Below are 15473 nucleotides of genomic sequence, written 5' to 3' on the forward strand. Positions count from 1 at the left end.
AATATTAATAAATAGTTTTGAACTTAATGATATTATCTGGGTCTATTATTATGCTTGTTAGTAGTAATAAGCATTTGTTGATTCCCCCTTGATTACCATTTTGTAATAAGCCAGCGAAAGCTGGCTTTTTGTTTTGTGTCATTCTAACTATCACAATTCCTTCCATATTTGCTCCATATTGTGTTGCTTTAATAGCCATACTAAAGCTTTGATTCAATTATTTATAATATGGAAATGTCATGATGGGCCAGCAGAAGTCAGATGTTAGTTTAAATTTTATAGAACCCTTATCACAAAGTGATTATTATTTACTGGACGAAGTGGCAACGAGTGAAGATCTCGATAGTATTCTAGTAATGCTATTATTAGATGATACCTTGTCTGACTCATTACGTCGCAAGGTGAATAAACAGTTAAAAACAACACGAAATATTACTGCTATTTAAGAGGGTCTATGCACCATATCCTAATTGTTGAAGATGACTTTGATATTGCCGAGCAACTCATGTTGTTTTTTAAAGCATCTGGATTCAATACTTCTCATATCGCTGATGGCGCAAAGGTGGTTACATGGGTACAAGAAAACCAGCCTGATGCCATTATTATGGATATTATGCTCCCCAATCAAGATGGCGTTACATGTATGAAACAAATTCGGCAATTTTCAATGGTTCCAATTGTGATGGTGACAGCAAAAGTAGCAGAAGCGGATAGACTAAAAGGGTTAGAGTTTGGTGCTGATGACTATGTGTGTAAGCCTTTTAGCGCAGCTGAGTTAGTTATGCGTATAAAAGCTATCCTTAGGCGTTGTGTACCCAATGATGAAGTGCAACAAAAAGTGGTTGTCAATGAACCCCAGCTTGCAATAACCATTGCTGGGCATGCTTTAGTATTGACGAAAGTGGAGTTTGATGTTTTTCTCTTGTTATATAACTCACCGCGTAGAGTCTTTTCTCGTCAGCAAATTTTAGATCATATTCAGCCAGACAACTTTGATATTTCTGATCGTGTTATTGATAGTCACATCAAAAATATACGTAAAAAAATAAAGCTGTTGGGGTTTTCTGCAAAGCTAATTGGCTCAGTATATGGTGCAGGTTATCGTTATGATGCACAACAGCTTGAGGAGTGAGCAACAGACCCAAATAACGTTTTAAAAATAATTAAGTTATTGCCGTATATCCCGCCTTCACAAAACCCAACTCACCCGATTGCCACAGAGCAATAAAGTAGATGAGCACGTAAACCTCTTAATCAAGGCTGCGGTTATTTAAGTGCTTGTAACGGTTGATTAAGGTATTATCAAATATACGAATTATATCTTTGAGATAGTGTATGTTTGAAGCTATTGTGTCGCAAATAAGTTGGTCGCATATTGTCTTGGTAGGAAGCGGTGCTTTTGTAGTTGTTCCTTGGTATATTTTACAGCGGCAAAAGCTGGTATCTCAAATAGCCATGCATGAGCAGCGTCTTGCAGCAGAAAGTGAAAAAATAGCAGAGCTCAATCTCCAAACTCAACAACTACAAGCTGAAAAGCTACAACTTCATGGTCATTGCCAGCAATATCAAGCACGCTTAAATGAGAAGCAGCTGCAAGCTAACCAATACCAGCAGCTATGGCAGCAAAGTGAGCAGTCGCTAGCACAAAGCACAGAGCAATCTCATTGTTTAGAAATTGAACTGACAGATATTAAAACAACGTTGGAACAAAAACAGCAAGCATTTGATGCACAAATCGCACAGTTAGAAAAATCGAAAGCTATTTTAAAGCAAGAATTTGAAAACATTGCTAATCAAATATTTGAAGAAAAAACCGCCCGTTTTAATTCTCATAGCCAAGAACGAATTAGTCAATTATTGCAACCAATGCAAGGTGAACTCAAAGGCTTTCGTGACAAAATGGAAGCTATTCACAGTGAAGAATTAAAACAACGCGCATCGCTTAAAACTGAACTGATGCACTTACAAGCTAATAATAAATCAATTACTGAGCAAGCTGATAGATTGACCAATGCGTTGCAAGGGCAAAAGAAAACTCAAGGGAATTGGGGAGAGTTGATGCTGGAAAATGTGCTCGACAGTGCTGGTTTGCGTGCGGGCTATGATTACAAGAGAGAGGTGTCGTTTGCTACTGAACATGGTAAATTTCGTCCAGATGTCATTATATATTTACCGCAACAGCGACATTTGGTGATTGATGCAAAAACCTCTCTTAATGCTTACACTCGTTATGTCAATGCAGATTCCCAAGCTCTTGCACAAGAAGCGTTGGTTGAGCACTGTCAGGCAGTGCAATCAAGAATTAAAGAGCTCGGTGATAAGTCATATGAGCGATTACCAGGTCTTAATTCCCCTGAGGTTGTTATTATGTTCATTCCTGTTGAGTCTGCATTTGTTGAAGCTATTAAGCACAATCCTCAGTTGTATCAGCAAGCACTTGATATGAACGTGTTGGTAGCAACTCCGACAACATTACTAACGAGCCTCAATATTGTTAAGCAACTGTGGAAGTTTGAAGCGCAAAGTAAACATAGCCGAGAGCTTGCATTACGAGCTGAAAAATTTTACAACAAACTAAATGCGTTTTTACACAGTATGGATGGCGTAGGAGTACAGCTTGACAAGGCAAAAGAAAATTATGATAAAGCGTTTTCGCAGTTATACAGTGGGAAGGGTAACCTAATTAAGCAAGCATCAGAGTTCAAGGAGTTAGGTGTTTCGGTAAGTAAATCGTTACCTGCAGAGTTAGTCGAAAAATCGCGATTAGAGCTAGAGTAGCACGGCCTCCTAAGTTGAGGCCGTGCTGCTTTTTTCATAAGGACAAGTTGGGGTTTTGGCATTTTGTATAAATGCCTTTGCGTGGCGAATCAACAAATAGATTTATGTACAAATTATAATAATTTACATCATGCCAAATTTGGTTGCCTAATGAAGGGCATATTGAGTCTTTAATGTATGTTGTGATTTGTTGCTCATTCATGGCTAAGTTAGTTGGCATTTTGATCAGCACATTGATATCTAACTTTGAAAATTTAGCATCATAAAGCTGCCAGCTTCCCATCATGAATTGTTTTGAAAAGTGTCTAGTAATACGTTCTTTTTGTACTTTTTTGAGCGCGGAAATTTGGTGCTCTTGAGTATTATCTAATGCATAAACCCATAGTGCTGCGATAACAAAAAAACCAATAAGTAGGCTGATAATGACAAATTTGTTGTTGGTACTCCTTTTTGGTTGAACTTGTTTTTTTATTTGTCGAGTTTCGACAATTCTCGCCCAGTCTCCATGTTTCATTGTGTGTTGTGTCATTTCGCTTTCCTCTTTTGTATGGGCTCTATTTAAGCTAAGAATTGTGTAAGAAAAATGGAGTCAATATTGTCGGTATTACTCATCGGAGCACTTAGATTAAGAGTATTATTTGTTTTATTTAGGCAAAATAAGTGGGTAATAAACTCTAATGGTTAGCAAAGTACATTTGTACTCAATACCTTGATATGGCCTAGAGTGTAATTAAACAAAGGCAATTGTTAATATTGCCCTTTCACAGAGCTTAGTCGAAACAAAGTACGTGGTTGTATTTTGGCTTAGTATCGGTTTTTGCTATCGCTAAGTTGAACAACTCATTTATGAGTGCATGTTAAACTCGTTGATTTTAAACAGGAAGTAGTTAATAAAGTCATTAAGATCACAGATATACTAACTTTAATAAACTCTGCCTTTCTAACCGAGTTATTGATATCAATATGTATATTTGTAAATTAAAGGCTATCGTATACTTCGTCTTATGATATTTACTTAAGAGTTTTTTACGTCTTTCGCCCATATTTTTACGGGTTATAAACAATACATTGTGATTTTTGAGCTGATAAAAATGAAACTAAATCTAGTTGTAAACTGAATCTGTAAAGGGGCTTTACAAGTTGTATTTTACTCAATAATTTACTTGTGTGACAGAATGAGGTCAATCAGTTGGTAAAATTTTGATTTATTGAACCTGAGTTAGTAAAATTTCGGTTTATTCGTTAAATTAGTTAGTAAAATATCGTTCTAGAGAGCCGTTAGTTAGTAAAATTTTGCTTTGGTCCTTGTGCCTAAAGCTTAAAATATTTAGGAAATAAAGATAATTACCTAGGTTGTAACCTATTTTTGGCAACTAAGGCGCTGTGATATACTTAAAAGCAGCTGTGAGGTTTGATTTAGTAAAAACCTGATCTCATCACTCATGAAAGGCAAAACTAAAAAAGGGGTCAAAGACCCCTTTACTAATAAGCATCATTGATTGGAATGTTTGTGTACTAAAATTGATTCATGGTGTTTGCTTCGCCGCCGGCTTTAAGGGCATTCTCACCTGAAAAGTACTCTTTGTGTGTATCGCCAATGTTTGAACCTGCCAAATCTTGGTGTTTAACGGACGCTTGCTCACGACGAATTTCTTGTCTTTGTACATCGCGAACATAAGCAAGCATTCCTAAGTCACCAAAGTAACCTTCCGCCAGAATATCTGTGCTTAGTGCGGCTGTGTGGTATGTAGGTAGTGTAATTAAGTGATGGAATATTCCTGCTTCACGTGCACCATCGCGCTGGAAGTTTTGTACTAACTCATCTGCAGCAATTGCTAATTCAGAGCTATCTAACTGTGGGGCCATCAATGCTTTTGCATCTTGCTTAGGATCTGGATAGTTGGTTAAGTCTCTACCCTCTTGTTGCCATTGCGCATAAACTTGCTCTCTAAATTTGAGTGTCCAGTTAAATGAAGGTGAATTGTTGTATACCAATTTGGCATTTGGTACTTGCTCTTTAATGCGGTTTACTAATTCAGCAATTTGCTGAACATGTGGTTTTTCGGTTTCAATCCACAACAAGTCGGCACCTGATTGTAGGCTTGTAACGCAATCGAGTACAACTCGGTCTTTTTCAGTACCAGCTCTAAATTGATATAGCCCATTATCTAAGCGTACTGGCTTACAGAGTTTACCGCCTAATTTCATGGCCATTTCACCATCGTTTAAGTCATCAGGACTATTAACTGGCGTGGTATCTAAAAATGCGGTGTATTGACTTGCTAAATCGCCAGGTTCTTTTGACACTGGAATTTTTTGCGTCAGGCTAGCACCTAATGAGTCTGTACGCGCAACGATAATGCCATCTTCTACGCCCAGTTCTAAAAATGCGTAGCGAACTGCGTTAATTTTTGCCAAAAAATCTTCATGAGGAACAGTCACTTTGCCAGCCTGATGGCCACATTGTTTGGCATCAGATACTTGGTTTTCGATTTGGATAGCACATGCACCCGCTTCTATCATTTTTTTTGCTAATAAATAGGTTGCCTCTTCATTACCAAAGCCTGCATCGATATCTGCGATAATAGGCACTATGTGGGTTTCATAGTTGTCTATTTTACTAATAATTTCTTGGCTATCCGTCCCCGCCTGCTTTGCTTCATCAAGCTCTCGATACAAATGATCTAACTCTCTTGCATCTGCTTGCTTTAAGAAGGTATAAATCTCTTCAATCAACGCGGGAACTGATGTTTTCTCGTGCATACTTTGATCTGGTAATGGGCCAAACTCAGAACGCAGAGCAGCAACCATCCAGCCACTAAGATAAACATATGAGCGCTTAGTGGTTTTTTGATGCCTTTTAATCGCCATCATCATTTGTTGAGCAGTAAAGCCATGCCAGCATCCTAGAGATTGGGTGTATTGACTGCTGTCTTGGTCATAAGCATCCATATCTTCACGCATCACTTTAGCTGTATATTTGGCAATGTCGAGACCAGTTTTAAAGCGGTTTTGTAGATTCATACGGCTTGCAAAGTCAGGACTAATTGACTGCCAAGCTTTGCCATTTGTTTGACACAAGGTAGAGAACTTATCGAGCTGTGATTGATAACGAGTCATAATTAAATTCCTTCGAACGAGTTAAGCTATTTTTAGTTGTGAGAGTTGCGCACAAGCCAAGGCCGTTGGCGCTTAATTACACACTAGGCTCGAAAGTAAGATTTTTTAAATTTATAGTTTTTATTGTGAGTATATTTTTTATGAATGACTTTTGGGGTTCGTTTTAAGCTTAAATGCGATATGGTTATTTTAAACCCGTTCAAACTCGATTTAGGACCATAGCTATGCAAGCAAGCGTACAACAAGCTGGATTAACCATAGATAAGCGGTTATACGACTTTATAAATCTACACGCTTTACCTGATACCGGATTAGAGCAAAATGCTTTTTGGCAAGGCTTTGCCTGTATCATAGATACTTTGTCTCCCTTGAATAAGGCGCTATTAAGTAAAAGGGAGTTACTTCAGCAACAAATAGATGCTTATCATCAGCAGCATCCGCAATGGAATAGCTCTCAATATCGGACATTTTTAGAAGATATTGGCTATTTACAGCCGCAGCCAAATGAGGTTCATATTGATACGCAATTAGTCGAGCCTGAAATTGCGTTGACTGCGGCACCTCAACTAGTTGTACCTGTCAGTAATGCAAGGTTTGCGCTCAATGCTGCGAATGCTCGTTGGGGTTCGCTGTATGACGCTCTGTATGGCACTGATGTACTCAGTGAAGATGAAGGTGCAGAAAAAACATTAAGTTATAACCCTGTGCGTGGTTTTAAAGTGATGGCGTATGTGCGTCAGTTTTTAGATAAAGCGGTGCCGTTATATCATGGTTCACACATAGAGAGCACAAACTACAGCGTGGTAGATGGGCAGTTGCTTGTGACATTAAATGATACGACTCAAGTTAAACTTGCTTGCGAAACTCAATTTATCGGCTATCAGGGTCAAGCCCAGAATCCTAGTGCGATTTTACTCAAACATCATGATCTTCATATCGAGATCCAAATTGATCCTCACAGTGCTATAGGCCAAGCAGACAAAGCAGGTGTTAAAGATGTGCTGTTGGAATCTGCTCTTACTACGATTATGGATTGTGAAGACTCTGTTGCTGCAGTTGATGCGCAAGATAAAGTACATGTTTATCAAAATTGGTTGGGGTTAATGAAAGGTACGTTGTCTGAATCTTTTATTAAACAAGGAAAGTCGTTAACACGTAAGCTCAATCTTGATAGAAGCTATACCAGTAAAGAGTCAGAGCGTATAACACTTAAAGGGCGCAGTATGATGTTTGTTCGTAATGTGGGCCATTTGATGCGCAGTCCAGCCATAGTTGATAAACATGGCGAGCAAATATTTGAAGGGATCATGGATGCCGTTATCACATCACTATGTGCTGTGCATGATTTAAAAGGCAACAGTGCCGTGCATAACACTAGCGCGCACAGTATTAATATTGTCAAACCTAAAATGCATGGTCCTGAAGAAGTATCATTTACACAGCAGTTGTTTAGTGAAGTGGAAGCGTTATTAAGGCTTTCACCTAATACGATTAAGTTAGGTATTATGGATGAGGAGCGTCGAACCTCTGTGAATCTTAAAGCATGTATTGCACAGGCAAAATCTCGCGTGGTATTTATCAATACTGGCTTTTTGGATAGAACGGGTGATGAGATCCATACCTCAATGTTAGCTGGTGCAGTGTTACCTAAAGCGCAAATTAAATCTCAACCTTGGATCGAGGCTTATGAAAATCGTAATGTCGATATTGGTCTTGCGTGTGGTTTTAGTGGTAAGGCGCAAATAGGTAAAGGTATGTGGCCTATGCCAGATAAGATGGCGTTGATGATGCAACAAAAGCAAGCTCATTTAGAATCAGGTGCCAATACTGCTTGGGTTCCCTCTCCAACTGCTGCAACGTTACATGCAATGCATTATCATTACGTTGATGTATTTGCGACACAGCAGGCGCTTAAGACACGTCAACAATCATCTTTAGATGATTTATTGACGCCTCCATTAATGTTAGAGCACACGCTGAGTAAAGAAGATATTCAAATTGAACTTGAAAATAATATTCAAGGGATTTTGGGGTATGTTGTACGCTGGATAGATCAAGGTGTTGGTTGCTCCAAAGTACCAGATATGAACCATGTTGGCTTGATGGAAGATAGAGCAACATTACGAATTTCTAGTCAACATATTGCAAACTGGCTAAAGCATGGTATTTGTACGCATCAGCAAGTTCGCGATACATTTAAGCGAATGGCATACATAGTAGATAGTCAAAATGAGCATGATGAGCACTATCAGCCTATGGTATCGGACAAACATTTGCTAGATGATAACCTTGCTTTTCAAGCTGCCCAAGCTTTGGTATTTGAAGGTGAAAAGCAACCAAATGGTTATACAGAGCCACTGCTGCATGCTTATCGTTTAAAATACAAAGCACAGGCTAATTAGTACACTAAGGTAAGTAGCAGCCGAACAGATGTTTGGCTGTTTCTTTTTAAGGGTCTAAAACACTTGCTAAACAGCTAATATTAGAGAACTATGAAAAGCCTAATTCAGTCAATGGAATAAGAGATATGCTTTTCAAAAAATATTCAATGTTGTTTTTTTCAACAGCAGTCTGTGCGTTGTTAAGCACAAATTGTTTGGCGCAAAACAATACATTAAAACTAGAAGAATATAGTTTGTCTGAGCTTCAGCAGTTGGTTGATCAAAACCAGCTAAGTTATCAACAGATAACACAGTTCTATCTTTCACGTATTGATGAGTTAGACGTTAATGGGCCTAAGCTCAACGCTATCATTAATGTCAATCAGCAAGCTTTGATGCATGCCAAACAAAAAGATGCTGAGCATGATCAAAACACTGAACATAGTTTACTTTATGGAATGCCAATTGTATTAAAAGATAATATTGAAACAGCAGGCAATACGCCCACCACGGCAGGGGCTGTTGCTCTTGAACACAATTATGCTCAGCAAGATGCTGAATTGGTTACAAAGCTTAAAAAAGCAGGTGCTATCATTTTAGGCAAAGCAAATTTAAGTGAATGGGCTAACTTTAAGTCAACTCATAGTTCAAGCGGTTGGAGTGATGTTGGTGGACAAACAAAAAACCCTTATGTTTTGAATCGAACGCCATGTGGTTCAAGTTCAGGATCTGCTGTAGCGGTTGCGGCAAATTTAGCCGTTGTTGCTGTTGGAACTGAAACTGATGGTTCTATAACTTGTCCAGCAGCACACAATTCATTAGTGGGCTTGAAGCCAACCGTAGGCTTGGTATCTGGCAAAGGTATTGTACCTCTGTCTCATTCTCAAGATGCTGCGGGCCCCATGACTCGTTCAGTGCAAGATGCGGCGGTATTACTTGAGGTTATGGCTGACACCGCGCCAAACCATTATCAAAAGCACCTGAATAAAGATGGCTTGAAAGGTAAGCGTATTGGTATAGCGCGCAACGTTAGCGATTTTAATCCTGTGGCAAGCCAAGCATTTGAGCAAGCTATTACTGTACTAAAAATTGAGGGGGCTATTGTGGTTGATAACCTCACTTTGGAACATCAAAATGAACTCTCTCAAGCGGAGTTTGATATTTTACTATATGACTTTAAACACGATGTAAACGAATATTTGGCTAATACACCTGAACAAGTAAAAGTAAAATCGCTTGAGCAACTTATCGCATTTAATACCTTATTGGCCGACAGTTATTTTAATCAAGGCCTATTTGAAATGGCTCAGCAAAAAGGTGGGTTAGAGAGCGAAGCTTATATAACAGCTAAAAAATTGGTTGCTGATAAAGCCCGTACTCAAGGCATTGATGCGTTAATGGAGGAGCATAAGCTAGATGCCATTGTAGCACCGACCAATGGACCCGCTTGGGTGATTGACACTGTTAATGGCGATCAATACACCGGGGCTAGTTCAAGCCCTGCTGCAATAGCTGGTTATCCTAGTATTACGGTGCCAATGGCATTTTATCGTTCGCTACCTCTGGGTATCTCATTTTTTAGCACGGCTCATCAAGAAGGAACTTTAATTGAAATTGGGTATGCTTTTGAGCAAGCGACAAAGGTTAGAAGGTCACCTAAATTTATTTCGAGTATTGACGAATAAGCGAAGTGTTAACCCCCTTTACAGTATGTGTTTTAAAGTACGATATTAACATTGCTTAAGGAATTGTGATTATCGCAGTCCAATTATTTTTTATTTATATGTTACGCCACAAGTAATGCGTTTACCCTTACAGCATGCACAATGGCGGTAAGATATGAATTAAATATTGCTCAGCAGTGGTTAGAAGTTAAATAGTGAACTTTGATCGCAAATAATTGACCCAGCAATGTTATTAGGATTTTATTTAAACTTAATTCTCAAAAGAAATGGAGCTCAGATGAAACGTAGTTTAATAGCAGTGGGTGCTAGCCTTTTTATTAGTAGCGCTTTTGCCAGCGAAAAATCACTGCAGTTGGAAGATGTATTCGACGTAGAGTATGCTAATCAAATTGAGTTTAGCCATGATGCTGAGCTGGTTTATTTTGTTCGTAATCGAATGGATATTAAAACTGATAAAAAAGTCAGTAACATCTGGTCTGTGAATGTAAAGAGCAAGCAAATGTTGCCTGTTACTAGTGGTGTACATATTGATTATGCACCTGAACTTTCACCTCAAGGTGATCGTCTAGCTTTTATCTCAACCCGCGATGGTAGTAGCCAAATATATGTTAAATGGCTTACATCGGGTGCTGTTGCTAAAATTAGTAATTTAACACAGTCACCAAGAGCACTGCATTGGGCGCCAGATGGTAAGAGTATTGTATTTAGCCAATTTGTGCCTGAGCCTGCCAAAACGCCAGTAAGTTTAAAGGGTAAACCGAAAGGTGCTAACTGGGCAAAACCTCCTATTTTTATTGATGATGTTTTTTATCGTGCAGATGGTGCAGGTTATAACAAACCTGGGTTTACACACCTATTTAAAATTGATGCAGATGGAGGGAATGCGCAGCAATTAACATCAGGTCAATTTAATCATGGCGGCAATGTGAGTTTTAGCCCTGATGGTGAGACGATATATTTCTCTGCAAATCGCCATCGTGAACATGAATTAAAGATCACCAATTCAGAAGTGTATGCGTTAGATATTAAATCGCTAGAGATCAAAGCGGTGACTGATCGCACTGGTCCAGATAGCTCTCCTGCTGTGTCGCCTAATGGCCGATTACTTGCGTATCTTGGTTATGACGATAAACGTACAAACTATGAAAACACAAATATCTATGTGCTTGATTTAGATAAAGGTGAAAGCCGTGTGTTGAGTGAAAAACTTGACCGCAACATTGAGAGTATTCAATGGGACAGTAAAAGCAGAGGTCTTTTTTATAGCTACGACTCGCAAGGGCAAACGGTGGTGGCACACCAGCCTCTCAAAGGTAAGTCGAAAGTGATCACGGAAAAAGTGGGTAGCGTGTCGTTTGGTCGACCTTATTCTGGTGGTGATTTTGATGTAAGCGTCAAAGGTGATATTGCATTTACCATGGCTGATACACAAAGGCCTGCAGACGTCGCTTTGGTAAAGCGTGGAAAAACACAGCGCCTAACACACTTAAACGAAGATGCGTTAGGTAATAAGGCGCTGGGCAAAGTAGAAGAGTTATGGGTTAAATCTAAGTATGACCAATTAGATATACAAGGCTGGGTTGTTTATCCACCAAACTTTGATAGCACAAAAAAGTACCCTCTTGTCTTAGAGATACACGGTGGGCCGGTTGCTAATTATGGTCCTCACTTTAGCGCTGAAGCACAGCTATTTGCAGCCAAAGGCAATGTGGTACTGTATATGAACCCACGAGGTAGTGATTCATATGGTAAGGCGTTTGCACAAACCATTCATCACAATTATCCGAGTAATGATTTTGATGATTTGATGACTGGGGTTGATGCTCTAATTGAAAAGGGTTTTATCGATGAAGAGCGTTTATTTGTAACCGGAGGCTCTGGTGGTGGCGTATTGACTGCATGGACGGTTGGGCATACTGACAGATTTGCTGCAGCGGTTGTTGCAAAGCCCGTGATAAATTGGTTTAGCTTTGTACTGACTGCCGACTTTTATCCCTATTTTGCTGATTATTGGTTCCCAGGTAAACCTTGGGAACATACTGAGCATTATATGAAGCGCTCACCTATTAGCTATGTCGGCAATGTTAAAACGCCAACAATGTTGCTTACAGGGGATGCTGACTACCGTACGCCAATTTCAGAAACTGAGCAGTATTATCAAGCGCTCAAGCTGCAAGGTGTGGAAACGGCAATGGTTCGAATTCCTGATGCATCGCATGGTATTACGGCTAGGCCATCTAATTTAATGAATAAGGTGGCTTATATTCAATGGTGGTTTGATAAACACAGTAAATAGCCATAACTGTTAGGGCGTCATTTAACTCTAAATGCCAGCGCATAGCTGGCATTTTCTTCACTTGTTGTTCTATCATTAATAAACCAGTTGTTTGTTCTTGGCATTTGTTGTGGGTAATTATTTAATTAAAGTTGTGTGGTTTTTGCCATGTTTATTAGGGGGGTGTTATGCGTTTGCTGTACAACTCTATGTTGGCGATGAAAATGACTTTATTATTTATCAAGGGCTTAACCCTACTACGAACATTGCAAATAGCACTAATTCTTTAATTATTAATGCTCTGCCGTCAAATAAAATAACATTTGTGCCAGCCAGTTATCCACGTGCTTTGAAAGCTATGCGTACCAGTGAAGAAGCGGTTTGTATCGCAAACAAAGTAAAGAATAAATCACGTTTAAATGAATTTTTGTTTAGTCTACCTGTTAGTATCTATTTGAGTCGAAGGCTTTATCAACACGCCACTGAGCAGCCTTTATCTGAATTTGTATTTACCGAAGAGGGTGAAATAAAGTCATTACCAGAATTATTTGACTTACATACAGATGCTTTGATTGTGTTTACTCCAACCATGTCGTATGGGCCGTTTTTTGATAAGCAATTTGCCAATATAGCACGTGAAAATAAAGTATACCGTGTTGGCAGTAACCCATATGATGATATGTATAACTTGTTTAGATCCAAGCGTGCAGATTTCTTACTTGGTTATCCCGCAGAAGTTTATCGGCGTTTGCAAGAAGAACAAGTTGCATATCGAGAGTATCATGTGGCTAACGCCCCTAGATATATTATTGGTTATTGGATGTGTAATAATAATGAAAGCAGCAAAGCGTTTTTAGCTTTATTTAATTCACTCATGGTGCAGATTTATAAGCAAGCATCATTTTATGACGCACACCTCCAGTGGCTTCCTAAAACCTCGCAAAAGCAAACCAATGCCTATTTAGATGAGCTGATACGTCTACTCACACCTGCTGAAAATTAAACGCGCTTATTAATATACAACCACAAAAAGCTTTGATAGTGATAACTAAGATAATCATTTTGTGTTAATAGGAGTGGCATATTACATCGATATTGGCCTATGCTTTTAAAAGTTTTTTAAAAAGAGCGTTGTAGTTGATTGTGTATAGTTGTATTGCATTTTTATTTTACTGTATATGCTTTAGCTTTGCTCAGGCTGCGCAATTATACGTTGATGATGAGGTGGATTTGAGTGTGCTACGTCAGGAAAAGCCGCCAACTGGAATTGCTAATAATACCAACTTACTCGTAATAAATGCTTTGAAAAAGGAACTGATAACGCTAGTTCCTGCCAGTTATAAAAGAGCACTAAGAGCAATGCATGAAAGTGAAGATGCTATATGTGTACAAAATCGTATAAAAACGCCTAGTAGGCTCAGTAAGTTTTTGTTTAGTTTGCCCATTAATATCTACTTGAGTCATCGTTTGTACCAACATAAACAAGCTGTTCCGCTTGGCTCATCTTTACTTAATGCTGATGGAGAAGTTGAGTCATTAGCTAACGTGTTTTATAAGTACAAAAGCGCTTTGATAGTATTGACGCCATCAATGTCCTATGGTGACTTTCTTGATAAGCAAGTACGTAATATACCTGGTAATAACAAAGTGCTTCGTGATGGTACAAACCATTATGACATGACTTTTCATATGTTTAAGCGCCATCGAGCTGATTTTTATTTAGGCTTTCCAGCTGCTATTTTCCGGCATTTACAAAACAATCCGACCGACTTACGTGCATATGATATTGCAGGTTCTCCTAAATATGTGATTGGTCATTGGATGTGTAATGATACTGAACAAAGCCGATTGTTTTTGCAAAAATTAGATAAGGCTATTACACAGACGTATCAACATACTGATTTTTATCATGCCCATTTACGGTGGTTGCCAGAAACTGCCCAGCTTAAAACAAAAGCTTACCTTGATAACCTACTTCGCGTTCAAGGGGTAACCCCTCCTACGATTACTAATCATTAGTAATGTTTTTTGTTGTGTTCTTTGGTAAGTGTGCTTGTTTTTTATACTAGTTATGTTGCTTTGAAGTAATACTCTAAACCTCATGCAAAAGTCTGTTATTTATGAAATGGTTCATAATTAGGTATAATTGTAACTTAAATGTAAATATCAACATCTATATTAGCGCTTGGCTGCGCAGCCTACATACACATCTTAAATATAAATACAGGAAAAATAATGAAAACAATTACTTCTATGTGCTTTTCTGCGCTATTAGGCGGGTTAGTTATTGCACCAGCTCAGGCCTCTTTATATAAAGACCCTGGTTTTGTAGAGCAGTCAGCGCGAGTGGTGAACAAGAATAATGCTGTAGGGCGCACTCATCAATATCGAGATCAGCAAGGTTGGATGTTTGTTGACAGTGTGGCTAATGGCGCAACTAGCGGTTTCTATCAGGCTGGTAATTGGCTGAAACTGCATAACCGTAATTTTAAAATGGCGGTTGGTTTTGTTGAGTTCTCTTTTAACCCATCAAAGTTAGAATGCACTCAGGGTATGAGTTTTAACCTAACAGTAGGTGACGATTCAGTCGCAGCATTTGAGCCAAACTGTGATGACTTACTGAATGCATCAGTAACTTATCCTGTAGAGTATTACTTTGACCTGATCCCAGAGCCTATTAAACCAAAACTTGAACTACCACTGGACCCACTTGGCTTGTTAAAGCTTGGGGTTAAATTTGGTGCTGGTATTGAAGCTGGTGCTGATTTCACGGTTGGCGGTGTCGTTGGTGGTCATGGTAATGAAGAGCCTTTTGAAGTCGACGGCGTTCGTCGTCCAGATTACATCTATGCATCAGTAGAACCTTATGTTGGGGGCGTGGTATCAAGCTCTGCATATGGCTCTTTTGGCCATGGTATCTCTGAAGCTGGCGTAAAAGGAAAACTAAGCTTACTAAAAGTAAAAGGTAAAGGCTACGTTGAAGCTGGTATCCGTCGTGTGATTGTAAATGAACAAGTACTTGAGGAAGGTTTTTTGGAGCTTAAAGTATCCGGTAAGCTGTCAGGTGGTGACGGTAAAATACAAGGCTACTGTAAAAAACTTTGGGGATTGTTGCAGTTTCATGTTGATATCATGAAGTGGGATCCACTTTATGAGCGTGAAAGAACATTGTACGAATATGCTAGCCCTAGCTGGGAACAGCTTTAATTTTTACTTGGCGGCAGCTGCCGCCAT

At 39.0% G+C, this 15473-nt stretch carries 12 protein-coding genes; 9 read left to right on the forward strand and 3 right to left on the reverse strand.

Features of this window, described 5'->3' with window-relative positions; all coding sequences use genetic code 11:
* Window positions 1-4 precede the first annotated feature (4 nt).
* Window positions 5-199: a hypothetical protein gene (locus OCI93_RS15140; protein WP_261595329.1), complete on the reverse strand. Its 195-nt coding sequence runs from the start codon at window positions 197-199 to the stop codon at window positions 5-7.
* A 40-nt stretch (window positions 200-239) separates the two neighbouring features.
* Here OCI93_RS15140 and OCI93_RS15145 point away from each other — a divergent pair, with 40 nt between their 5' ends.
* From OCI93_RS15145 to OCI93_RS15155, 3 genes are all read left to right on the forward strand, one after another.
* Entirely contained in the window at window positions 240-446 is a 207-nt protein-coding gene (locus OCI93_RS15145) for a hypothetical protein (RefSeq protein ID WP_261595330.1), read from the forward strand.
* An 8-nt stretch (window positions 447-454) separates the two neighbouring features.
* Entirely contained in the window at window positions 455-1132 is a 678-nt protein-coding gene (locus OCI93_RS15150) for a response regulator (protein WP_261595331.1), read from the forward strand.
* A 203-nt stretch (window positions 1133-1335) separates the two neighbouring features.
* Window positions 1336-2778, forward strand: a complete 1443-nt coding sequence (locus OCI93_RS15155; RefSeq protein ID WP_261626760.1) for a DNA recombination protein RmuC — start codon at window positions 1336-1338, stop codon at window positions 2776-2778.
* 34 nt (window positions 2779-2812) lie between these two features.
* Here OCI93_RS15155 and OCI93_RS15160 read toward each other — a convergent pair whose 3' ends face one another.
* Both OCI93_RS15160 and OCI93_RS15165 read right to left on the reverse strand, forming a co-directional pair.
* Window positions 2813-3307, reverse strand: a complete 495-nt coding sequence (locus OCI93_RS15160) for a hypothetical protein (RefSeq protein WP_261595333.1) — start codon at window positions 3305-3307, stop codon at window positions 2813-2815.
* 986 nt (window positions 3308-4293) lie between these two features.
* Complete coding sequence (locus OCI93_RS15165) at window positions 4294-5898, reverse strand: isocitrate lyase (protein WP_261626761.1); 1605 nt, start codon at window positions 5896-5898, stop codon at window positions 4294-4296.
* A 224-nt stretch (window positions 5899-6122) separates the two neighbouring features.
* On the opposite strand from OCI93_RS15165, the gene OCI93_RS15170 reads away from it, so the two are divergent.
* The 6 genes from OCI93_RS15170 to OCI93_RS15195 all read left to right on the forward strand — a co-directional run bounded on the left by OCI93_RS15170 (window position 6123) and on the right by OCI93_RS15195 (window position 15446).
* Window positions 6123-8300: a malate synthase G gene (locus OCI93_RS15170; protein ID WP_261626762.1), complete on the forward strand. Its 2178-nt coding sequence runs from the start codon at window positions 6123-6125 to the stop codon at window positions 8298-8300.
* A gap of 125 nt (window positions 8301-8425) precedes the next feature.
* Complete coding sequence (locus tag OCI93_RS15175) at window positions 8426-9964, forward strand: amidase (protein WP_261626763.1); 1539 nt, start codon at window positions 8426-8428, stop codon at window positions 9962-9964.
* A 277-nt stretch (window positions 9965-10241) separates the two neighbouring features.
* On the forward strand, window positions 10242-12260 hold the full coding sequence (locus tag OCI93_RS15180; RefSeq protein ID WP_261626764.1) for a S9 family peptidase: 2019 nt from the start codon (window positions 10242-10244) through the stop codon (window positions 12258-12260).
* Between the two features lie 109 nt (window positions 12261-12369).
* Window positions 12370-13242: a hypothetical protein gene (locus OCI93_RS15185; RefSeq protein ID WP_261626765.1), complete on the forward strand. Its 873-nt coding sequence runs from the start codon at window positions 12370-12372 to the stop codon at window positions 13240-13242.
* Window positions 13243-13376: 134 nt separating this feature from the next.
* Window positions 13377-14258, forward strand: coding sequence for a hypothetical protein (locus OCI93_RS15190; protein WP_261595339.1), 882 nt, complete (start codon window positions 13377-13379; stop codon window positions 14256-14258).
* Between the two features lie 216 nt (window positions 14259-14474).
* Window positions 14475-15446 (forward strand): hypothetical protein, encoded by a 972-nt coding sequence (locus OCI93_RS15195; protein WP_261626766.1) that lies wholly within the window; start codon window positions 14475-14477, stop codon window positions 15444-15446.
* Window positions 15447-15473: the final 27 nt, after the last annotated feature.

The organism is Pseudoalteromonas holothuriae, from assembly GCF_945859825.1.
GTDB classification, from domain to species: Bacteria; Pseudomonadota; Gammaproteobacteria; order Enterobacterales; family Alteromonadaceae; genus Pseudoalteromonas; species Pseudoalteromonas holothuriae.